This is a genomic window from Vibrio sp. 1167 (assembly GCF_033340375.1).
Lineage (GTDB): Bacteria > Pseudomonadota > Gammaproteobacteria > Enterobacterales > Vibrionaceae > Vibrio > Vibrio alginolyticus.
Window position 1 is genome coordinate 33,037 of sequence record NZ_JAWOWK010000019.1, and the last position, 21,819, is coordinate 54,855.

Annotated in this window: 19 protein-coding genes; 4 read left to right on the forward strand and 15 right to left on the reverse strand. The window is 45.6% G+C overall.

Translation table 11 applies throughout. The features are described from left to right. Window positions 1-337: 337 nt before the first annotated feature. Window positions 338-712, forward strand: a complete 375-nt coding sequence (locus R7Z78_RS22655) for a hypothetical protein (RefSeq protein ID WP_005381401.1) — start codon at window positions 338-340, stop codon at window positions 710-712. Between the two features lie 57 nt (window positions 713-769). Here the strand turns inward: R7Z78_RS22655 and trpS are convergent, their stop codons facing one another. From trpS to nsrR, 5 genes are all read right to left on the reverse strand, one after another. After that, a complete protein-coding gene (trpS, locus tag R7Z78_RS22660; RefSeq protein WP_005381398.1) occupies window positions 770-1,786 on the reverse strand; it encodes a tryptophan--tRNA ligase in 1,017 nt (338 codons plus the stop codon). A 116-nt stretch (window positions 1,787-1,902) separates the two neighbouring features. Continuing rightward, window positions 1,903-2,589 carry a phosphoglycolate phosphatase gene (locus R7Z78_RS22665; RefSeq protein WP_047103969.1) on the reverse strand — a complete coding sequence of 229 codons (687 nt, stop codon included), beginning with the start codon at window positions 2,587-2,589 and terminating at the stop codon, window positions 1,903-1,905. A 110-nt stretch (window positions 2,590-2,699) separates the two neighbouring features. After that, window positions 2,700-3,443 carry a 23S rRNA (guanosine(2251)-2'-O)-methyltransferase RlmB gene (gene rlmB, locus R7Z78_RS22670; RefSeq protein WP_047103967.1) on the reverse strand — a complete coding sequence of 248 codons (744 nt, stop codon included), beginning with the start codon at window positions 3,441-3,443 and terminating at the stop codon, window positions 2,700-2,702. A gap of 67 nt (window positions 3,444-3,510) precedes the next feature. Continuing rightward, window positions 3,511-6,018: a ribonuclease R gene (gene rnr, locus R7Z78_RS22675; protein ID WP_047103964.1), complete on the reverse strand. Its 2,508-nt coding sequence runs from the start codon at window positions 6,016-6,018 to the stop codon at window positions 3,511-3,513. A 115-nt stretch (window positions 6,019-6,133) separates the two neighbouring features. Beyond that, the gene (nsrR, locus tag R7Z78_RS22680; RefSeq protein ID WP_017633731.1) at window positions 6,134-6,559 is read right to left on the reverse strand and encodes a nitric oxide-sensing transcriptional repressor NsrR; all 426 of its coding nucleotides are present in this window, start codon (window positions 6,557-6,559) and stop codon (window positions 6,134-6,136) included. 157 nt (window positions 6,560-6,716) lie between these two features. On the opposite strand from nsrR, the gene hmpA reads away from it, so the two are divergent. Further along, window positions 6,717-7,901, forward strand: coding sequence for an NO-inducible flavohemoprotein (hmpA, locus tag R7Z78_RS22685; RefSeq protein WP_047103962.1), 1,185 nt, complete (start codon window positions 6,717-6,719; stop codon window positions 7,899-7,901). Window positions 7,902-7,981: 80 nt separating this feature from the next. Here hmpA and motX read toward each other — a convergent pair whose 3' ends face one another. After that, window positions 7,982-8,617 carry a flagellar protein MotX gene (motX, locus tag R7Z78_RS22690; RefSeq protein WP_005381388.1) on the reverse strand — a complete coding sequence of 212 codons (636 nt, stop codon included), beginning with the start codon at window positions 8,615-8,617 and terminating at the stop codon, window positions 7,982-7,984. Between the two features lie 216 nt (window positions 8,618-8,833). Continuing rightward, window positions 8,834-10,150 (reverse strand): adenylosuccinate synthase, encoded by a 1,317-nt coding sequence (locus R7Z78_RS22695; RefSeq protein ID WP_005381385.1) that lies wholly within the window; start codon window positions 10,148-10,150, stop codon window positions 8,834-8,836. Window positions 10,151-10,322: 172 nt separating this feature from the next. On the opposite strand from R7Z78_RS22695, the gene R7Z78_RS22700 reads away from it, so the two are divergent. Then, complete coding sequence (locus R7Z78_RS22700; protein ID WP_005381383.1) at window positions 10,323-10,508, forward strand: DUF2065 domain-containing protein; 186 nt, start codon at window positions 10,323-10,325, stop codon at window positions 10,506-10,508. A 63-nt stretch (window positions 10,509-10,571) separates the two neighbouring features. On the opposite strand, the gene hflC is transcribed toward R7Z78_RS22700, so the two are convergent. The 8 genes from hflC to tsaE form a co-directional block, all read right to left on the reverse strand. Then, the gene (hflC, locus tag R7Z78_RS22705) at window positions 10,572-11,552 is read right to left on the reverse strand and encodes a protease modulator HflC (protein ID WP_005381382.1); all 981 of its coding nucleotides are present in this window, start codon (window positions 11,550-11,552) and stop codon (window positions 10,572-10,574) included. Between the two features lie 2 nt (window positions 11,553-11,554). Then, window positions 11,555-12,760, reverse strand: a complete 1,206-nt coding sequence (hflK, locus tag R7Z78_RS22710; protein ID WP_005381381.1) for an FtsH protease activity modulator HflK — start codon at window positions 12,758-12,760, stop codon at window positions 11,555-11,557. Between the two features lie 45 nt (window positions 12,761-12,805). Next, window positions 12,806-14,095 carry a ribosome rescue GTPase HflX gene (gene hflX / locus R7Z78_RS22715; protein WP_005381380.1) on the reverse strand — a complete coding sequence of 430 codons (1,290 nt, stop codon included), beginning with the start codon at window positions 14,093-14,095 and terminating at the stop codon, window positions 12,806-12,808. A 38-nt stretch (window positions 14,096-14,133) separates the two neighbouring features. Next, entirely contained in the window at window positions 14,134-14,397 is a 264-nt protein-coding gene (hfq, locus tag R7Z78_RS22720; protein ID WP_005381379.1) for an RNA chaperone Hfq, read from the reverse strand. A gap of 194 nt (window positions 14,398-14,591) precedes the next feature. Continuing rightward, on the reverse strand, window positions 14,592-15,524 hold the full coding sequence (gene miaA, locus R7Z78_RS22725; RefSeq protein ID WP_005381378.1) for a tRNA (adenosine(37)-N6)-dimethylallyltransferase MiaA: 933 nt from the start codon (window positions 15,522-15,524) through the stop codon (window positions 14,592-14,594). Beyond that, window positions 15,521-17,533: a DNA mismatch repair endonuclease MutL gene (gene mutL, locus R7Z78_RS22730; RefSeq protein WP_017633727.1), complete on the reverse strand. Its 2,013-nt coding sequence runs from the start codon at window positions 17,531-17,533 to the stop codon at window positions 15,521-15,523. Before mutL ends, miaA begins: the two co-directional genes overlap by 4 nt. An 18-nt stretch (window positions 17,534-17,551) precedes the next feature. After that, window positions 17,552-19,261, reverse strand: a complete 1,710-nt coding sequence (locus R7Z78_RS22735) for an N-acetylmuramoyl-L-alanine amidase (RefSeq protein WP_005381374.1) — start codon at window positions 19,259-19,261, stop codon at window positions 17,552-17,554. Then, the gene (gene tsaE / locus R7Z78_RS22740) at window positions 19,255-19,719 is read right to left on the reverse strand and encodes a tRNA (adenosine(37)-N6)-threonylcarbamoyltransferase complex ATPase subunit type 1 TsaE (protein ID WP_005381372.1); all 465 of its coding nucleotides are present in this window, start codon (window positions 19,717-19,719) and stop codon (window positions 19,255-19,257) included. Before tsaE ends, R7Z78_RS22735 begins: the two co-directional genes overlap by 7 nt. Before the next feature lie 276 nt (window positions 19,720-19,995). Between tsaE and queG the strand changes: the two genes are divergently transcribed. Then, window positions 19,996-21,123: a tRNA epoxyqueuosine(34) reductase QueG gene (queG, locus tag R7Z78_RS22745; protein ID WP_104975654.1), complete on the forward strand. Its 1,128-nt coding sequence runs from the start codon at window positions 19,996-19,998 to the stop codon at window positions 21,121-21,123. Window positions 21,124-21,819 lie beyond the last annotated feature (696 nt).

Genomic DNA, 21,819 nt, shown 5'->3' on the forward strand with positions numbered 1-21,819 from the left:
AGAATTTAGATTGATTACTCAGTTTACTTTTTCACTTCATGTTAAGGAGTAGAAAATACATCACTTGTTGAGTGGCTTATTAACCCAACCGTTCCGTTACAAATAAAAAATATAATTAGTCACTAATTTAGAATGCTTTAATTTTCACTTGTATCACTGTTCAAGCCCAAGAATCTATTACTCGCTTCGTTCTCTCTTATACAGGCCCCTCATACTTCAAAGTTTTCATGATTTATTCAATAACTTTTCATTACTCACTAGCCAAAAACATACACAAAAGATATAACACCTGCGCGAGACAATAAGATCTCATTAGCTGTAAACCCAGGAACGACAAATGAAAAAAATTCAACGCAGTGTGCTAGCTCTCTCCCTACTTGGCTTGATAGCGGGGTGTCAGTTGACCGCCAGTGAGCCACTTCAACCTACGGCGAATCAAGACATCATCGAATCAGCCAAAAATGAACTGGATGGTATTGAAGAGCTAGAAGTCAGTGACGAGGGTGTTATTACCTTTACTCAGCGTCTAAGAACGCCAGGAACCTACTGGATTCCAGCGAGAATTAAAGAACTCAGCTACGATATATCATGCGTACAGCTTAGTTACTTCATTGATAGAGGCATGGTTGTGAAGTCTGCCTTTCTAGGGGCTCGAGGACGTGTTGAATATTACGACATGGAACGCTGTATGAAAGACACACCATTTCAGTAATACAGGCATAAAAAAAGCTCCACCAAAGTGGAGCTTTTTCGTATTCGTTCTTAGCGACTATGGGCGAGCTACAAAACCTACTGCTTCGTATGCTTTCTTAAGCGTTTCAGCCGCTCGTGCCGAGGCTTTCTCAGCGCCTTGCTGCATTACCTCGTCCATGTAAGCACGATCAGCGCGAATACGGTGATATTCTGCTTGAATTGGCTCAAGCATTGCTACAACTGCCTCACCAACATCTTTCTTAAATGGGCCATACATTTCTACGCCTTGGTACTTCGCTTCAATTTCTTCGAAGCTCATGCCTGTCGCCGCAGAGTACAGACCCATTAGGTTAGCAATGCCCGCCTTGTTCTCGATATCATGACGGATACTTGGTGGCGTTTCGGTATCGGTTTGCGCTTTGTTGATCTTCTTAAGGATCGACTTAGGCTCTTCCAGCAGCGTGATAACGTTCTTACGGTTGTCATCAGATTTAGACATCTTCTTCGTTGCGTCTTGAAGGCTCATTACACGCGCATTTACTGTCGGAATGTAAGGCTCTGGAACTTGGAAGATTGGCTGCTCTGGCGAGTAAATATTGTTGAAACGCGTTGCGATATCGCGCGCTAATTCTAGATGTTGCTTCTGGTCACTGCCTACAGGTACTTGGTGCGCACCGTAAAGCAAAATGTCAGCCGCCATCAACACCGGGTAGTCAAATAGACCGACGTTTACGTCATTCGCGTAACGTGCCGATTTGTCTTTAAACTGAGTCATACGGCTCAGCTCACCCATTTGAGTGTAGCAGTTAAGAAGCCAACCTAATTGAGCATGCTCTGGTACATGTGACTGAACAAATAGCGTGCTCTTCTTCGGGTCAACACCAACTGCCAGACAAATTGCCAGTGCGTCTAGAGTTGCTTCATGCAGCGCTTTAGGGTCCTGACGAACCGTAATCGCGTGAAGGTCTACCACACAATATTGGCAATCATAATCGTCTTGCATCTGCTGCCATTGACGTAGAGCACCCAAGTAGTTACCGATACTTAGTTCACCTGAAGGTTGAACACCACTCAATACAATGGGTTTGCTCATTAGAATGATTCCTTTGACTTCTTAATCTAATTAAATGAAAAAAACCGTGCAGTAATAGGTGCACGGTTTACTCAGTGTACTCATTAACGAGTATTTTGGAAGCTCTTTTGTAGCCGTTATGCAGAAACCGCTACAACGTCCAATAATTCTGCCAAACTGTCAGCGACGAAATCTGGATTTGATGCTGAAATAGGTTCACCGTGGTTGTAACCATATGTCAGACCAAATGAGGCACAGCCTGCATTCTTTGCTGCGAGCATGTCGTTTTTCGAGTCGCCAACCATCAGCATTTCACTTGGTTGGATTTGGTGCTTTTCCATTAGCCAGTTCAATGCTACTGGGTTTGGTTTTTTCTCTGGGAATGCATCACCGCCAAGGACATCAACGAAGTATTTTGCGATGTCGTGCTTTTCCAAAACGTCAGGCACAAACTTTGAAGGTTTGTTAGTCACCAACGCCATAACAAAGCCCGCTTTGTGCAGCTCTGCTAGTGTCTCTTTTACCGTTGGGTATAGGTGACTGAGCTTGTGACCACTTTGCTCGTAGTAATCATCAAACAATACACGCGCTTTAGCACGAAGCTCTTCACTCAGCTCTGGGTTGATGGTCAGGCTTTGGCTTAATGAGCGACCAATAAGCACGTCTGCGCCGTTACCCACATAATCACGAACTTGTTCTTCTGAAACCGATGGAAAGCCAAGCGCCTGTACTGCTTGGTCTGCCGCGACAGCTAGATCTGGCACGCTATCAAGCAAAGTACCATCTAGATCGAAGGCGATGAATTTAATGTCTTGTTGAGTCATAACTTCCCTGAGGATTTTTATTTATAAATCGGTGAAAACGACAAAGGATGGCACCCCATCCTTTGTTTTTATCATTATGTCTGATTCTACAGTAACTGTTTGTTTCGTCGTTACTTTGCAGCAATACGCTGACGAACTGCCTCAAACAAACAGATGCCGGATGCCACAGATACGTTCAAGCTTGAAACGCTACCAGCCATTGGGATCTTAATCAAATCGTCGCAGGTTTCACGAGTCAGACGACGCATACCGTCACCTTCAGCCCCCATTACGATAGCAAGAGGTCCAGTCAGTTTGGCTTGGTAGATGTCGTGCGTTGCTTCACCCGCAGTACCAACAAACCAGATGCCTTTCTCTTGCAATGTACGCATAGTACGAGCCAAGTTAGTCACTCGGATCAATGGTACGACTTCAGCTGCACCACAAGCGACTTTACTTACCGTCGCATTCATTGGCGCAGAACGATCTTTCGGTACGATGATCGCCGCAGCACCTGCCGCATCTGCGTTACGTAAACACGCACCAAGATTGTGTGGATCGGTCACGCCGTCTAACACTAAGAGCAGTGGTGATTCGTGCTTTGCAAGGATGTCATCAATATCGTTCTCATTCAGCTGCTTCGCTGGTTTCACACGAGCGATGATGCCTTGGTGATTTGCACCGCGTGCTTTGTCATCCAAGGTTTTACGTGTCATCTGCTGAATAGAAACACCACAAACCTGAAGATCATTTAGGATTGGCATTAGGCGATCATCTTGACGACCTTTTAAAACGTACGCCTCGATAAAACGCTCTGGTTCGCGCTCCAATACCGCCTTCACTGCGTGAATGCCGTAGATAAATTCGTTACTCATTGTTTAACCTGTTGTTCTGGTCGTATTGCCTGCGCCAACCAAGTTTGAACTAAGTTGGCGCTTCAACCTACTGCGCTTCTTTTTTAGTGCGCTTGGTTTTCTTCGGCTTACTGTGCGGCTTCTTTTTACGTGCTTTTTTCACTTTAGGCTTCTCGTTGCCTTCGGCGTCACCACGTTTTGGGCCATTACGCTTACTCGTTGCGCCCGTTTCTTCTGGGCGTTTAGTTGGCTCTATCGCAGGAATTACACGAGCCGCGCCACCTTCTTTCGATGAAGAGCGAGTCGCAGCGCGTTTTTTATCTTTCGCTTTGCGTTTTGCTTCCGCTGCGCGTTTCTTCGCAGTCTTACCTTCGCCGCGTAGCTTACGACTTGTTTCGACCAATTCAAAGTCAATTTGCTTATCATCGAGGTTAACAGCCAGTACTTTTACTTTTACTGCATCACCTAAGCGGTAGATGTTACCGAAACTTTCACCAATAAGTCGTTGACCAATCGGGTCAAATTGATAGTAGTCGTTCGCAAGGGTAGAAATATGTACCAAACCATCGATGTGCAAATCCGTTAAACGTACAAAGAAGCCAAAGCTAGTGACATTAGCGATAACACCGTCTAGTTCGTCACCGACGTGGTCTTGCATATATTCACACTTCAGCCAATCCGCAACATCACGTGTTGCATCATCAGCACGGCGCTCTGTCATCGAACATTGTTCGCCGTAAAAATCCATGTCGTCAAACGAGTAATGATAGCCACCTGTTGGTGTCCAGCGATCTTGATTACGACCTTCTTCTTTAGCAATCAGATACTTGATTGCACGGTGAAGTAACAAGTCAGGGTAACGACGAATTGGCGACGTAAAGTGCGCATAGCGTTTCAATGCCAACCCAAAGTGCCCCGCGTTATCTGCGTTGTATACCGCTTGCTTCATTGAGCGTAGCAGCATGGTCTGAATCAACTCTTGATCTTGACGCCCGGAGATTTGACGTGCGAGATCAGCATAGTCCGTTGGTGAAGGCTCTAAACCACCTTTTAGCTCAAGACCAAGTTCACTTAAGAAGTCACGGAAACCTTGAAGGCGTAATTCACCTGGAGATTCGTGGATACGATAAAGCGCGGGCTCTTTCGCTTTTTCTACCAGCGATGCCGAAGCAATGTTGGCTAAAATCATACATTCTTCGATGATCTTATGCGCGTCATTACGAATTACTGGCTCAATGCTTTCGATTTTACGTTCCGCATTGAAAATAAATTTGGTTTCAACGGTTTCAAATTCGATTGCACCGCGTTGATCTCGTGCTTCTTTCAGCACTTTGTACATCTTGTGCAACTCTTCTAGATGAGAAACAAGCGGCTGGTAGCGCTCACGTAGTTCTTCATCCCCTTCTAGAATCGCGCTCACTTTGCTATATGTGAGACGAGCGTGCGAGTTCATCACCGCCTCGTAATGCTTGTAACCAGACAGCTTACCTGTATCGGAAATGGTCATTTCGCACACCATACACAAGCGATCTACTTGCGGGTTGAGCGAACATAGGCCGTTCGATAGTACTTCTGGCAACATCGGCACAACTTGCGACGGGAAATATACTGAGTTACCACGATTGATCGCTTCTTTGTCCAACGCAGAGTCAGGACGAACGTAGTAACTGACGTCAGCAATCGCTACCCATAAACGCCAACCACCTTCTTTGTTCTTTTCACAGTAAACGGCATCATCAAAGTCTCGTGCGTCTTCGCCGTCAATGGTCACTAGTGGCAAATCACGTAGATCCACACGACCAACTTTCGCTTCTTCTGGTACTTCTTCGCCTAAGTTTTCGATTTGTTTATCGACGGCTTCTGGCCATTCGTGAGGGATTTGGTGTGTACGAATCGCAATTTGTGTTTCCATACCTGGTGCCATATTTTCACCAAGGACTTCAACCACTTTACCCATCATGCCGCGTGAGCGTGAGCCACGATCAGTAATTTCAATTACGACTACGTTACCCATGCGTGCACCCGCTTTGTGCTCATTTGGGATCAGGATATCTTGGCTGATACGCGAGTCATCTGGGACAACATAGGAGTATCCATATTCAAGGAAGAAACGACCGACGATTTGATCATTACGCTCCTCTAGCACACGCACCAAACGTCCTTCACGGCGGCCGCGCTTGCTGTTGTCTGTCGGTTGCACTAAGACAAAATCACCGTGGATGATGTTCTTCATCTGATGGTGCGGTAACAGAATATCATCATCCTTGCCGACGCTGCCTTCTGGACGTACCCAACCATGGCCATCACGATGACCAATCACGTAACCTTTCACCATTTCAAGTTTTTCAGGCAATGCATAGCACTGACGGCGGGTAAACACCAGTTGGCCATCTCGCTCCATCGCACGTAGCCGACGACGCAACCCTTCGTATTGCTCTTCGCCCTCAAGCTTTAGTGCCTCAAACAAGTCGTTACGATTCATTGGAACGCCCGCTTGCTCTAGAAACTCGATGATAAACTCTCGGCTTGGAATTGGATTTTCGTAATTTTTGGATTCACGATCTGCAAAAGGATCGTTTGGAATATTGTCTGACATAGGCACGCCTATCTAGCAAGGAAGGTATATGGCTAGTATATCTGAGTCTCTCGATAAGCTACAGAATTGCTTTGAAAAAAGAATGATCGAGATCGACTCTAGGCATGCAAATGAGTTAAGGACGAGCCAGCAAGATCAAAAGTTCAGAATTGTCACTGAGCAAGGATTCAATCGTGCAGTTATCCAACTCCGCCAGAAAGGCACTTTTTGCTTTCGCCAATTTATCTTTGAGGCGGCAAGCAGGGGTAATATGGCAAAAATCCACACCACAGTTGACTAAATCTAACGGCTCTAAATCGCGCACAACACCACCAACTGTGATTTCAGACGCTGGCTTCATCAGCCGGATACCACCGTTTTTTCCGCGCACGGTATGGACATAACCCAACTGCCCTAACCGATTGATAACTTTAACCATATGGTTGCGTGACACACCAAATAAATCCGTCACTTCGGTAATGCTGGTTAACTCATCTTCCGGCAACGAAGCCAAGAAAATTAAGGTTCTCAACGCATAATCAGTGAAACTAGTTAACTGCATATTCTCTCCCAAAGTGCGACTCAATAACCCGCTGGTGATGCTAAAACCCCAAACTTGAGCTATCGATAAAAGTGTAAATCTTTTCTTGATCGAAAGATACATTTGAGATACAACTTTAAACATGCATTATAAATACAACTTAAAGTAGGAAGCCCTTATGCTCAGCAATCAAACTATCGAGATCGTCAAAGCGACCGCACCACTCATCGCCGAAACAGGACCAAAACTGACCGCGCACTTTTACGAGCGTATGTTTACTCATAACCCTGAGTTGAAAGATATTTTTAACATGAGTAACCAGCGTAACGGCGATCAGCGTGAAGCATTATTCAACGCTATCTGTGCCTATGCTGCCAATATTGAAAATTTGCCAGCTCTGCTTGGCGCAGTAGAGAAAATTGCGCATAAGCACACGAGCTTTTTGATCACAGAAGATCAGTACCAAATCGTTGGTAAGCATTTACTTGCGACAATCGATGAGCTTTTTAATCCAGGTCAAGAGGTGTTGGATGCTTGGGCTGAGGCTTACGGCGTACTTGCGAATGTATTTATTCAGCGCGAAGAACAAATTTACCAACAAAATGAAGCTTTGGAAGGCGGCTGGCGCGGTCTACGCGAATTTGAATTAGTCGATAAAAAGATTGAGAGCGAACACATTTGCAGCTTTGTATTCAAGCCAACCGATGGTCAAAAAGTGGCGCCGTATAAACCGGGACAATACCTTGGCATCTACATCAACAGTGACCAGTTAGAAAACCAAGAAATTCGCCAATATAGTCTGTCTTCTGCGGTCCAAGAGAACACTTACCGTATCTCGGTAAAACGTGAAGAAGGCGGAAAAGTGTCGAACTACCTGCACGATAGCCTGAACATTGGCGAAAAAGTGCAGCTTGCGGCCCCTGCCGGTGACTTCTTTATGGATGCCGAACCACAAACACCCGTTGTTCTAATATCTGCTGGTGTGGGACTTACTCCAACGCTGTCAATGCTAGAAAGTCTCTCAGCACATCAAGCACCTGTAACCTGGGTTCATGCAACCGAAAATGGCCAACAGCATGCTTTCAAGCAACACGTAAACCAACTCGTTGCAGAAAAAGAAAATATGAACGCGCTCATTTGGTATAACCAACCAACGGCAGAAGACAAACTAGGTGAAGACTTCCACTTCACGGGCTTTGTCAATCTGTATGAAATTGAAGCTGCATTAAAGCAAGATAACGTGCAGGTGTACTTCTGTGGCCCTGTAGGATTTATGCAGCACATAGCGAAACAGCTATTAGAACTTGGCGTACCAGAAGAGCAATTCCATTACGAATGCTTCGGTCCACACAAAGTGGTTTAAGCGCTATCAGCTATCGGGAAAACAACAAAGCCCACGTGACGTGGGCTTTGTTGTATGAAGTTGTTTGCAATATTGAAGCGTTACCAAAAGGTGTCTCGCCGTTTAGCTCGAGCAATAACGTTTTGTGGCATGCGCTGTTCAAGGCCGTTTCTCAATACAGTTATGCGCTTATGCTGCCGCTTATCTGCTGTGACAGAGTTATATAACCAACGATACGCATCTTCGTAATCGAGTGGACTGCCATAATCACGTAAAAGCAACTCGGCCAGATGAATACGCGCGTTTAGGTTTCCCATTGACGCAGCTTCTCGCAAATATGGAATTGCACGTTCTTTATCTTGCTGTACTAAAGTGCCACGCGAATAGTATCGGCCAATCTGCTCTAGTGCAGCTGGTAACCCCTGATGCGCTGCATTTTCGATGTAGTAAAGACCCAGTTCGACATCTTGCTCGACACACACACCCCAAGCCAACATATCTCCGTACAGAAATTCATAAGCGGGTAAGTTAATTCGAGTCGCACGAGCTACGATATCCTCCACCAGCTGGCAGTTATCAGCGCGCACACGTTGTAAGTGCTTATTTTGCTCAATAAGCTTTATCAGCTCTGCTTCGGTATAGATCGGAACTGGTGCCCCCACATCAGCAACATTGGCTTTCACTGTGGTAGCAACCAAGGTCAACAACAGTGAAGCAGCCACTGTTCGTAACTTCATAAACGTACCCTTAAGGTATCTAAGAAACCAAAGATCGGTGAAGGATCTCCTCTGCTTGATAACCTTATCGGCAAAAAACAGCTAAGCTTTAGACAATTTTTGCCTCTGATTTAGGCTAAGAGGCAAAAGCTTGCCATATGAGAGTCACGCTGTTTTTGTTCAGATACAAAAAAGCCGACCATAAGGTCGGCTTTTGCAATCTTTAACGGCTATCAATTAAGCTTCGAATGGGTGAACTTTGATGATAGTTTCGTTACGGTCAGGACCTGTAGAGATGATGTCTACTGGAACGCCAGTTAGCTCTTCAATACGCTTGATGTAGTCAAGAGCTGCTTGTGGTAGAGCATCTAGTGACTTAGCACCAAATGTATTCTCAGACCAACCAGGCATTGTTTCGTAGATTGGCGTTGCTTTTTCGAATGCTTCAGCAGCCATCGGAGAAACTTCTAGCACAGAGCCATCTTCCATCTTGTAACCAGTACAGATTTTTAGCTCTTCTAGACCATCTAGTACGTCTAGTTTAGTTAGACAGAAACCAGATACAGAGTTGATTTGGATTGCACGACGCATAGCAACAGCATCGAACCAACCTGTACGACGTAGACGACCAGTTGTCGCACCGAACTCGTGGCCAACTTCACCTAAGTGCTTACCAATTGGATCTTGCTTATCTAAACCGTCGTATAGTTCAGTCGGGAATGGACCAGCACCAACGCGAGTACAGTACGCTTTTGCGATACCCAAGATGTAACCGATGTGACGAGGACCAAAACCAGAACCTGCAGCAACACCACCAGCAGTCGTGTTAGAAGACGTTACGTACGGGTAAGTACCGTGGTCGATATCAAGTAGTGTACCTTGTGCACCTTCGAACATGATCTTGTCGCCGCGCTTACGTGCTGCGTCTAGTTCGTCAGTTACGTCGATAACCATTGACGTTAGTAGTTCAGCGTAGCCTTTCGCTTGCTCAAGTACTTCTTCGTAGCTTACTGGTTCCGCTTTGTAGAAGTTAACTAGTTGGAAGTTATGGAACTCCATGACTTCTTTTAGCTTCTCTGCGAAAGTCGCCATATCGAATAGGTCGCCAACGCGTAGACCGCGACGAGCAACTTTATCTTCGTATGCTGGACCGATACCACGACCAGTAGTACCGATAGCTTTTTTACCGCGAGCGATTTCGCGAGCTTGGTCCATTGCAACGTGGTAAGGAAGAATTAGCGGACATGCTTCAGAAATGAAAAGACGCTCGCGTACTGGAATACCGCGCTCTTCAAGAGGCTTCATTTCTTTAAGTAGAGCTTCAGGTGATAGTACAACACCGTTACCGATAACACATTTTACGTTATCGCGAAGGATACCTGATGGAATTAAGTGAAGAACGGTTTTTTCACCGTCAATTACGAGAGTGTGACCTGCGTTGTGACCGCCTTGGTAGCGTACCACGTATTTTGCATCTTCAGTTAAAAGGTCTACGATTTTACCTTTACCTTCGTCACCCCATTGGGTGCCTAGAACGACTACGTTATTTCCCATCTTTCCAAGTCTGATTGCTAGTTAAAAATGGATTCTAGCACCGAATCACGCTTCTTGCAGTCATTTTTTGTTCACAGAGTTGCTACCAGAATGTCATCTTGCCGCTTTGTTCATTTTGAAATCAGCATATCACTGATAGTATTTAGCTTTCTCTATTCGACTGGAAAGCGCTATGTCTGAATCCATATGGTTGGCGATTGGGCTCGTCTTGATCGTGGAAGGCATTGGGCCACTGATTGCTCCTAACGGTTGGCGGAATATGGTGGCTCAATTAAGTGAACAACCCAACAATCAGCTACGACGCATCGGTGGCTGCCTAGTAGTTGCTGGAGCCGTCATCGCCATCATGATGAGCTAGCACTTAGCATCAGATACAAAAAAGGCTCCCTAAGGAGCCTTTTATTTCAATGAGACGCGGAGATTATTTCTCCATGCTGCCCTTCGACTGGTTCATGTATTGGAAGAACTCACTCTTCGGATCAAGCACCAGAATATCGCTCTTAGAGCTGAAGGACTTCTCATACGCACGTAGCGAACGTAGGAAGCTAAAGAACTCAGGGTCTTTGTTGTATGCTTCAGCATAAATCTTCGCAGCTTCAGCATCCGCCTCACCTCGTGTCACACGCGCAGTTTTATCAGCTTCAGCTAGAATAGTTGCTACTTCTAGTTCTGCTTGAGCACGAATAACTTCCGCTTTTTCACGACCTTGAGAACGGTGCTTACGAGCAACGGACTCACGCTCCGCACGCATACGACGGTAGATAGACTCACTGATTTCATCAGGCAGGTTGATTTTCTTCATTCGGAAATCAACGACACGAACACCCAAGTCTTTCATTGCGCTTTCACGCGTGTCTTTCAATACTTCGGACATGATTAGGTCGCGTTCACCATCAATCTCAAGCGCCTCACGAGCCGCTTCAGTTGCGACAACATCGGCACTTGCGTCTTCTGGTAGCACATCATCGTTACGTGGACCAGATACGATCTGTTTGATTTCACGAGCACCGATTTCAGAACGAAGCACGTCCGTCACTTTACGCTCAAGTAGTGCCTCTGCCGTTAGCGAGTTACCACCGCCAGTCGCGAGGTAGTAGCGACCAAAATCTTCAATACGCCACTTCACGTAGGTATCAATGATAACGTCTTTTTTCTCAGACGTTACGAAACGGTCTGCACGGCCATCCATTGTTTGGATACGTGCATCAAGTTGTTTCACACGGTCAAACAAAGGCATCTTGAAATGCAGACCAGGCTCGTAAATTCGAGTGATGTCGTTGTTGTCTTTCAAGACACGACCAAATCGAACCACGATACCGCGCTCACCTTCAGGAATCACAAACAAAGACATCAACATTAATGCCAGTGCGATTACCAGTACAGGGATCATTAACTTACGCATTCTTAGTATCTCCCTTGACGTGAACCTGTTGAACGAGACTGCGAGTTCGAAGTGTCTTCTTGTGTACGATCAGACTCAAGTTGAATTTGATCATAGGTTGAAGATGACTTCGATTTACGTTTGGTATCTGCTTTGCCCTCTTGTCCCGCCAACTTATCAATTGGAAGGTAAAGAAGATTGCCGCTTGATTCCGAGTCAATCAACACTTTCGAAGTGCTTGAGTACACCTCTTCCATTGCGTCAATGTACAGACGATCACGCGTTACACCAGGCGCTGCTTGGTATTCTGGTAGTAGTTTTTCGAACTGTGCTACCTGACCAAGAGCCTCGTTAGTGACACGCTCATTGTAACCTTGTGCTTCTTTCTTCAAACGCTCCGCACGACCCGTTGCCTTAGGCAAGATTTCGTTCTTGTATGCTTCAGCTTCACGAATGAAACGCTCTTCATCCTCACGTGCTGCGATTGCATCATCAAACGCATCTTTCACTTGCTCTGGTGGACGAGCAGACTGGAAGTTCACATCAACAAGTACCAGACCCATATCATAGCTATCAATGATTTGGTTCAGTGTTTCTTGCGTAGTTTGACGAATTTGCTGACGACCACTGGTTAGAATGCTATCCATCAATGAGTCACCAATTACTGCACGTAGTGCAGAATCCGTTGCTTGACGCAAGCTGTCGTCTGCATTGGTTACACGGTACAAGTATTTGTATGGGTCAGTCACTCGGTACTGAACATCCATCGCAACTGTTACAACGTTTTCATCTTTAGTCAGCATTAGACCAGATGCACGTAGTGAACGAATCGCTTGTACGTTTACCGCTTCGTACTCATCAATAAAGCGAGGACGCCAGTTAAGACCTGGGTCTACGATACGATCGTATTTACCTAAACGCAGTACAACACCACGCTCTGCTTCACCGATGGTGTAAAAACCAGCGAAGAACCAAACTGCAACAGCAATCAGAGCAATCACGCCAAAGCCAATTGCACTACCACCACCGCCGCCGATTGGAGAACCACCGCCGCCTTTTTTACCAAACTTGCCGCCCAGCTTTTGACTCAGTTTGTTGAACACTTCATCTAAATCTGGCGGACCTTGATCTCGGCCACCAGGACGCTGGCCACCACGATTATTATTACCCCAAGGGTCATTATCGCGGCCATTGTTGCCGTTGTTATTTCCAGGCTCATTCCACGCCATTAGAAAGCTCCATCATTTGATATGACGTTATACTGTAGCAGTCCTTTAAGTGACTATAAAGCCAGTCAAAACTGCCCCTTCTCTTTTTTCAAGTCTAGACCAATCTACTTGCTGCATTCGAATATCGATCAACAAGTTACCATCCTGGTCATATTCCTCACGTTGAATACACTTCATTTGGAAGAAGGTACTACGGAATCGTCCTTGATACTGTGGAGGAATTCGCAACTGATGCTCGACCATTTGTGACGCCAGACGTTCCGTCAGCGCCTCAAACAGGACATCAATGCCCAACCCATCCATTGCTGAAACCCAAACTGCGCGAGGTACGCCTTCCTCGTCTCGTTCTATACGTGGTTTCTGCGAATCTAGATTGTCGATTTTGTTCATGACAACCAGAGTCGGCACTTCATGCGCATCGATCTCTTCTAGTACTTCATGAACAGCTTGAATATTCTCACGAAAACGCTCATCACTGGCATCAACAACATGTAACAAAATGTCAGCTTCTTGCGTTTCCTGCAAGGTTGCCTTGAAGGCCGCAACCAAGTCGTGTGGCAAATGTCGAATAAAACCAACCGTGTCTGCCAGGATGGCAGGACCAACATCTGCTAACTCTATCTTACGTAAAGTCGGGTCCAAAGTAGCAAATAATTGATCAGCCGCGTACACGCCAGCTTCTGTAATACGGTTGAAGAGTGTCGACTTACCCGCGTTGGTGTAACCCACAAGTGAAACCGTTGGGATTTCAGCTCGATTTCGGGCGCGGCGCCCTTGTTCACGCTGCTTCGCTACTTTGTCTAAGCGTCGCAGGATGGCTTTGATTCTGTCACGCAATAAGCGACGGTCGGTTTCCAGCTGGGTTTCACCCGGGCCACGTAAACCGATACCACCTTTCTGCCTTTCAAGGTGCGTCCAACCACGAATCAAACGAGTAGAGATATGACGAAGTTGAGCCAGCTCTACCTGTAGCTTACCTTCGTGTGTTCGAGCTCGTTGAGCAAAGATATCGAGAATAAGACCAGTGCGGTCGAGAACTCGACATTGGCACAGTGCTTCGAGGTTACGTTCTTGGGCAGGAGAGAGGGCGTGATTAAAAATCACAATTTCGGCACCCGTTGATTGTACCGCTGTAGCAATCTCTTGGGCCTTACCCTCTCCGACATAGTATTTCGGGTGTGGGGATTGACGACTACCAGTTACCACTTGTAGCGCCTCTACCCCAGCAGAAGAAACCAGCATTTCGAACTCAGCCAGATCTTCCCATTCACCTTCTTGCGTGAAGTTGATATGAACAAGTACGGCTCGCTCACCGGATTCATAACGGTCAAACAAGCAATCAACTCCTTATTTTAAAAATACTCGATGAAGAATTAATCTTCTGATTTCTCTTGTGGACGCTCACCTTGTGGACGTTCACCGCTGTGATGGCTCACTGGACGAGCCGGCACAACTGTTGAGATCGCGTGCTTGTACACCATTTGGTTAACAGTATTCTTCAGCAGGATCACAAATTGATCGAATGATTCGATCTGACCTTGTAGTTTAATACCATTCACAAGGTAGATAGATACCGGGATACGCTCACGACGTAGCGCGTTTAGAAATGGGTCTTGTAGAGATTGCCCCTTAGCCATTTTTATTTTCCTTATTTAATTTGTAGTTGTAATTATTTAGCTAGTGGTGCAATGCAAAAGATACGGCTTTTGCATCTGAGCTAAACGAATCAAAAATGCACTCTAAGTAATTAGCAGCATAGTATAAAAACCGCCAACAACAGATCCTTTGAGAGTGCGTTCACGCAAAAACGATCACATTATACACAGCTATGTCAATCAGATGCTATTGCTTCCGACATCGTTTCTAATGCCTGTTCAATGTTCTCGCTATCCAACCAAGTTAAATCATCCCAGCTGCGTAACCAGGTGATTTGACGCTTGGCCAATTGACGAGTCGCGCATACGCCACGAAATACCGCTTCGTCACGTGTACACTCCCCATCTAAATACTCCCACATCTGTCGGTAACCGACGCATCGTATGGAAGGAAGATCGGGGTGAAGATCTTTTCGCGAATGTAACGCTTTCATTTCTTCTTCAAAGCCCGCTTCCATCATCTTCTCGAAACGGAGTTCAATCCGACGGTGAAGTTCTGCCCTATCCTTGGGAGCTATTGCAAACTGCTTGACTCGGTATGGTAGGCTTTCACCTTTCGTTTGAGTCAATTCAGTCAAAGTTTTACCTGAAATGCGAAAAACTTCCAATGCCCGAGATAAACGTTGGGGATCATTGGGATGGATTCTCGCGGCTGACACAGGATCAACCTCTTTGAGTTCATCGTGCAACACTGACCAACCTTTAGTCAATGCCTCTTGTTCAATTTGCTGACGAATTTCAGGATTTGCAGCAGGAAGTGGTGATAAACCTTCAAGTAACGCCTTGTAATACAGCATTGTTCCACCCACAAGAAGTGGAATTTTTCCTTCTGCAACAATATCATCCATCGCTTTCAATGCATCTCGACGAAAGTCGGCGACAGAGTAAGATTCACTTGGATCCAAAATATCTATCAAGCGATGAGGCGCCAAACTTAACTCTTTTTCATCCGGTTTCGCCGTACCGATATCCATCCCTTTGTAGATCAAAGCAGAATCAACACTGATGATCTCAATCGGAAATTTTTGACGAAGACGAATCGCCAGCTCAGTTTTGCCTGATGCAGTTGGCCCCATTAAAAATAGCGCCAAAGGTAGTTTATCTGTCATGGTTTTAATTTGGCTATCGTGGCAGAGAAATCAACAGCGGATACGAATTTTGTATCTTCTAATGGCAATTGACCATGTCTTAGCTGTTCAAGTTCCGCAATAATTTGAATGGCTTCAGAAAAAGTATAGTGACTCTTCACTGTCGTGACCTGTAATGCGAGCCAATCTATCAACTCAGACAGCATCTGAGCCGCTGCTATACCTTCGTTCACACAAGATTGCGCGTAAGATAACAGATCTGGTACTAAATTTTGTAAGTTTTGTTGACGCAGCGGAGCTGGGACGCCCATCACCATTAAGGCGTGCTCGTTTCTCGCTTTCAATTGAATACCAAGCAATGCCAAATCTTGTTGATAATCTTGGGCCAGTCTCACTAATTCGGCCTCTAACTTAATAGATAGAGGAACAAGCAGAGGTTGTGCCTTGAGTGCACCATCGCTTGGAGAAAGCTGGCCTTTTACACGATAAAATTCTGCTCTAGGTAACGAGACTAACGCCGCCCCACTGTCACTGCTCATCAAAACAAATTGTTCATCGACCACCATCAGCGCTTTGCCCAATGCAGTAATCGATGGCATTGATGTGTGCGAAGTTATCGTTTGGGGCGCTATTGGAGTGACTGCCTGAGCCTCAAACTCTGGCGTTTTCAACAGCTCGTGATAAGCGCGTACTTCTTGTTTAGTTGGCGCTGGTTCTACGTGGCGCTCTTTACTGTGACTTGGCTTTGGTGCAGGTTTGGATTCCACCCAATCATTACGTTTGAATGACTCCACTACGCGCGCCTCTCGCACGGAGGTTTCACTAGGACCGCTATTACGAGGCTTCACTTCATAATCACTGCGTCCAGGATAAGCCGGTGTACTCTCTATCGCTTGATAAACCCGCTCTGGTACTGGTGAAGATGCTGGCTCTTGTACATTTTCAGGCTCTGGCGAATGCTCAATCTCTTCGGACTCAGTCGGTTCCACGCGATGAAATGCCGATTCATTCACCTGTGGTTTATCAATCACGGCGCTTTGCGCAAGTGCATCCGTCAAAGCTTGATAGATGAAATCATGCACCAAACGAGCTTGGTGGAAACGCACTTCATGCTTAGCAGGGTGAACATTCACATCTACTTGGTGCGGATCTAGCTCAATAAAGAGCACATACGCAGCAAACTGATCTGGCTTTAAGCTCATTTCATAGCTTTGACGAATCGCGTGATTGATTAATTTGTCACGCATCATTCGGCCATTCACATAGCAATATTGTAAATCGCTTTGCTGCCTTGCTCCCTCTGGCGTGGTAATCCACCCATGTAGCTTTAACCCTTGATGCTCAAGCTCGATTCTGAGCATATGCCGCACAAACGCATTACCGCAGACAGCAGCAATACGCTTTTCGGTTTGAAGCTGATTTTTCGCCGCGCGATATTGACGGATGATCTTGCCGTTATGACGCACATTGATGGTGACATCAAAGCGGCTTAACGCAATACGTTTCAATAACTCATCAATATGAGCAAATTCGGTTTTCTCCGTACGAAGAAACTTGCGACGCGCTGGAGTATTAAAAAATAAGTCCAACACCTCAACAGTCGTGCCAATCGGGTGCGCTGCTGGCTTAAGCTTCACCTGCATATCACGCCCTTCGGAGTAGGCACTCCAGGCTTCTTCTTGTGCCGCAGGACGCGACGTGAGCGTCAAACGCGAGACTGAGCTAATACTGGCTAACGCTTCACCGCGAAAACCTAGACTCATAATGGCTTCGAGATCATCTAAGGTATGTATCTTAGATGTCGCATGACGACTGAGCGCTAAGCCAAGTTCATCTTTCGCGATACCTTTTCCGTTATCACGAACACGAATCAGCTTTGCGCCTCCTTTCTCGATATCGATATCGATTCGAGTTGCGCCAGAATCAAGACTATTTTCAACCAGTTCTTTAATCACAGAAGCAGGTCTTTCGACCACTTCCCCTGCGGCGATTTGGTTTGCAAGTCTGGCTGGCAAAATTTTAATCGTCATAATGAGTTAGAAGCTCACCTACTTGTTTGGAATGATCAGGACTTGCCCAACCGCTAGCTGATCAGAGCGTAAGTTATTCGCTTTACGAATGCTCGATACGCTAACGCCGTATTTGGACGCTATTTTGCCAAGGAACTCACCCCGAGAAACCTTGTGCTTACGAATCGGTTTATCTTTTACCGCGACCGTTATCTTCAACTTTTGCCCTACCCACAAGGTATCTGACTTCAAGTTATTCTCTCGGCGGATATCTGAAACCTTCACTTTATAGTGATTCGCAATCTTACCTAAGAACTCACCAGACTTAACCTTGTGCGTAATGGTTTCTGTCTCAACAGTAATCGGTTTACTTGGCACTTTAATCGTACCAGCAGAAGGAATGTTGAGCTTCTGACCAATTGCCAAGCCTGTCGACTTCAAGTTGTTTGCCGACATCAGCGCTTTAGAGCTAAGCCCATATTTGTTCGCGATCACCGATAATGACTCGCCACGCTTTACAATATGTACCATTGGCTTCGCTGAAGGCGAGAACACCGTACCCTCTGGTGGGTTATCTTTTAAGTACTTGACGACCGCCTTAGTGATAGCCTGAGCTAACTTATCTTGGTGCGCTCGTTGAAACAGTAAACGCTCTTCTGTTGGGTTAGAAATAAAGCCCGTTTCCACTAGCACAGACGGAATCTGTGGAGAGCGTAAAACCGCAAGGCTGGTGTTGATCGGTTTGGTGTTATGCAGGTGCGCAACACGTCCCATCTCACCTAGGATTTCTGTTGCCAGCTTATAACCTTCTTTTTGTGAATGACTAAACTGCAAGTCCAACAAAGTTTGGTTCACGTTACGATCTTTTGTCTTCGTGAAGAACGCATTACCCGAGCCGCCCAATAACTCAGACTGTTTCTCATGGTTCTCGACCCAACGAGCAATTTCGGTATTTGCACGACGAGTATTTAGTACGAAGACCGATCCACCGCGAGGCTTCGGTGAAGTAAACGCATCTGCGTGAATGGAGATCAGCAAGTGCGCATCATTTTCACGAGCAATCGCGACACGACGGTTTAAGTTTACAAAATAATCTCCCGTACGAGTCATGCGCGTTTTAATACCAGGAGTCGCATCGAGCTGAGCAGCAATTTTTCTTGAGATACTCAATACCGCATCTTTCTCGTACTTACGACGTGAAGGGCCAATAGAGCCAGGGTCTTCCCCACCGTGACCAGGGTCGATAACAATTAACACTTCTTGAGCTCGTTGAACTGAACTCATGTCTTTGCTGGCCGCCGCTGGCTTACTCGGTTTAGAGGTCGATGCCTTCTTACCGTGCGGTAAATCAATCACCAAGCGGTGACCATACTGCCCACCTGGTGTTGGGCTTAATTTAAATAATTCCGCTTGAACGCTCTTTTTTAGTTCAAACACCAAACGATAAGTGCCCTTCTCTGGAGGCGAGCTTTTTCGTACCAGTTTTAAAACAGGGCTATCCGTAACAGTAACAGGCAGTTTGGCCTGCATCGTCGTGCTTTTTAAATCCACGACAAGGCGATCCGGCCCTGATAAAGAGAAATAGGAATAGTCAGCTTCCGAGCCTAAATCGATGACAACACGTGTTTCATCAGGTGAAGGCCAAACTCGAAAACTCTTAACGACGTTAGCAAATGCTAAATTGGGGATGAGAAGGAGAAAAGTGGCGACAAACGTCGCCACTACTCTAAAATTAGAAAAACTCAACATAGCTCCAATCGACTGAGTAACTGCACACCATAATCATTATTAGCTGTTAGTTCGGCTACACGTTGCTCACCTTGGTAGCGAATGTTTACATCAAGATCCGGTTGTGGCAGTAAGCCATGCCCTTTTTCAGGCCATTCAACCAAGCAAATCGCATCGTCTGTGAAATAGTCTCGAATCCCCATAAACTCAAGCTCTTCAGGATCCGCAAGACGATAAAGGTCGAAGTGATATACTTGCCACTGATCCAACTGGTACGGTTCGACTAGAGTATAAGTTGGACTTTTCACGTTACCTTGATGACCAAGAGCACGGACAAAACCACGACTAAAGGTTGTTTTACCTGCACCCAAATCACCATGCAGATAAATTGTGGTTTGCTGGGAACAAAGCTGAGCCAAAGCGGTGCCTAGTGCAACCGTTTCATGCTCATCTTTTAAATTGAATTGTTTCGTGCTCATTGATGCTTCTCTAACTAATGATCGTTGACTATATAAAAATCAAAAGAACAGGAATAGTAAACCGTGTTGGTTTTGAGAGACAAGCTTTCAAATGTCATATGTGCGAAAAAAGTATCCAATAAACGGTATCTTAATCATCTTAGTATCGACCTAGATTTAGAATATATGCAAATGACTTCAATAAGCAGTATTCACAACATCAAAAACGTACCTAACTGGGTAGCACCAAAGCCAGAGATCCGTTAAGATCCGCCCCCCTTTATTCCGGTGGTTAATATGAACTACGAACAACTCGCACAACAAATCAAAGTTTGGGGAAAAGAACTCGGCTTCCAAAAAGTTGGGATCTGCGACGTTGATCTGAGTGAACATGAAGCAGCACTACAAAAATGGCTTGATGCAGGCTATCACGGCTCAATGGATTGGATGGCTCGTCACGGTATGATGCGTGCTAGACCCCATGAGCTACTCCCGGGAACCGTTCGTGTTATCAGCGTCCGGATGGACTATCTGCCACCAGAGGCTCAATTCGCTTCGAACCTCGCGAATAAAAGTCATGCCTATATTAGCCGCTACGCACTAGGGCGCGATTATCACAAGCTCGTCAGAAAGCAGCTAAATAAGCTCGGCAAACTTATTGAACAAGAGGTTGGTCAATATGGTTACCGACCTTTCGTTGATTCCGCACCAATATTAGAGCGACCTCTCGCCCAAAAAGCGGGCTTAGGTTGGACCGGGAAACATTCCCTGATTTTAGATCAAGACTGTGGATCGTGGTTCTTTTTAGGTGAACTACTTATCGACTTACCACTACCCGTAGATGAGCCAAGTGTTGATCAGTGCGGTAAATGCAAAGCATGCATTACATCATGCCCAACACAAGCCATCGTTGAAGACAAAATTGTCGATGCCAGGCGTTGTATCTCTTATCTCACCATCGAGTTCGGTGGCGTGATTCCTGAAGAGTTTCGAAAGCCAATGGGTAACCGCATTTATGGTTGTGACGACTGTCAATTGGTTTGCCCATGGAACCGCTACGCCGACATAACGGAGCAAGATGATTTCCACCGTCGTGACAGTTTCAAAAACCCTGACCTCGTCGACATGTTTAACTGGGATGAAGCGACTTTTCTAAAAAATATGGAAGGCTCCGCTATCCGTCGTATTGGTCATATACAGTGGCTACGTAACATCGCTGTCGCACTTGGTAATGCAGAATATAGTCAGCGAATCATAGATGCGCTGGAAAGTCGGCAAGGTGAAAATAAATTACTTGATGAGCACATTAAATGGGCTTTGACAGAGCAACTGAATCAACTCCCCACTGAGAGTAATTCATCTATAGAGACGAAAAAGCAACGCTTAATAAGGATAGTCGAGAAGGGACTGCCGAGAGACGCATAGAGCGTAGTCTATATGCAAGAGATTGAAAGTACTTTTGCATGTTCAATTCATGACCTTGTTCTCAATTTTGTAATGTGGAAAAAAATTTGAGATTCAAGAAAAACAAGCTAGCAGAAAAAAGTTAAACACAGCTCGGAGAAATGACTAGGATCAAAAAAATACCAGTTAATGATCGTATTTTAACGTACTCGATCCGACAAAAAACTTATTTTTTCTTTATATAACAAAGATTTAATTGGTATTTCTTTGTTGTTTCAACTTCATTTTAGAGAAAAGATCTTTCTTCCCCATCATAAAAAGTCAAGCTAAAAACACTTTATCAACCAACTTATCCACAGAACGACGTATGTGGATAACTCTGTTAATTAAAGTAGATAAAACACGCGAAGCCTCATCATACTTGTACGTCAGCCGATTCATATCGTGTTTTAAACACAAACGAAATCGTCCGACATCATATGATGCGGATAAAAGTTTAGCTTTTGGGGATTCATGCTTCGCAGCATTATGAAAAGAGCGATGTGATTGGTTGCGAGAAGCAGGCGTTGAATCAAGCGGCGCATCCGTAGACGACTTAACAATTGTATACTAAATAAGTACTCAATCTATCGTCTTGTATTTGGTTGCGGGGGCCGGATTTGAACCGACGACCTTCGGGTTATGAGCCCGACGAGCTACCAAGCTGCTCCACCCCGC